The organism is Kitasatospora saccharophila, assembly GCF_039529925.1.
Taxonomy (GTDB): Bacteria; Actinomycetota; Actinomycetes; order Streptomycetales; family Streptomycetaceae; genus Kitasatospora; species Kitasatospora saccharophila.
Genome location: NZ_BAAANS010000193.1, coordinates 1 through 552, shown reverse-complemented (window position 1 = coordinate 552; position 552 = coordinate 1). Strand labels below are relative to the sequence as shown.

1 protein-coding gene is annotated in these 552 nt (G+C 69.6%); it reads right to left on the bottom strand.

What is annotated here, in order from left to right; genetic code table 11:
* The coding region (locus ABD345_RS40125; protein WP_344559794.1) for a hypothetical protein at positions 1–552 on the bottom strand (552 nt) is incomplete at both ends.

The following is a 552-nucleotide window of genomic DNA, read 5'->3' as shown; positions in this document are numbered from 1 at the left end:
GCTGACTGCTGTACCCCGGCGGCTTCCACAGCGTCGGGAAGCACGCCTTGGTGTTGGCCGCCGGATCCGCCGGCACGTTCTGCGGCGTGCACTCGGCATCGTTGTACACCACCGTGATCTGCGCACCCGCCTCCGTCACGATCGTCTGGATCCGGTCGTGATACATCACCGACACGTTGGAGATCGTCCCCACCCGGTTCGGCAGCTGCGCCGGAGCACCGAAGACCGTCGGCGGCACCGCGGGCGCAGCGCCGCCACCACCACTGGTGTCCAGACCGGTGCGCTGGATCGACTCCAGCCACAGGGTCGGGGCGTGGTCACCGCCGTCCGGGAACGAGTGCGTGAAGTCGTAGCGGTCGACCTGCTGCACCGTCCCCCCCACCCGCACCTGCGTGGTCATTGACGACAGCCGCTTGCGGGACCAGAACGAGGGCGCGTGGTTGGTGCAGGTCGCTCCCTGCGCGCAGTTCAGGTCGACCGGGACGTCCGGCCACCACGGCGCGTTCTCCACCTTGAAGTGCGCGTCGTCGCACACCGCGCCCGCCGGAGTGC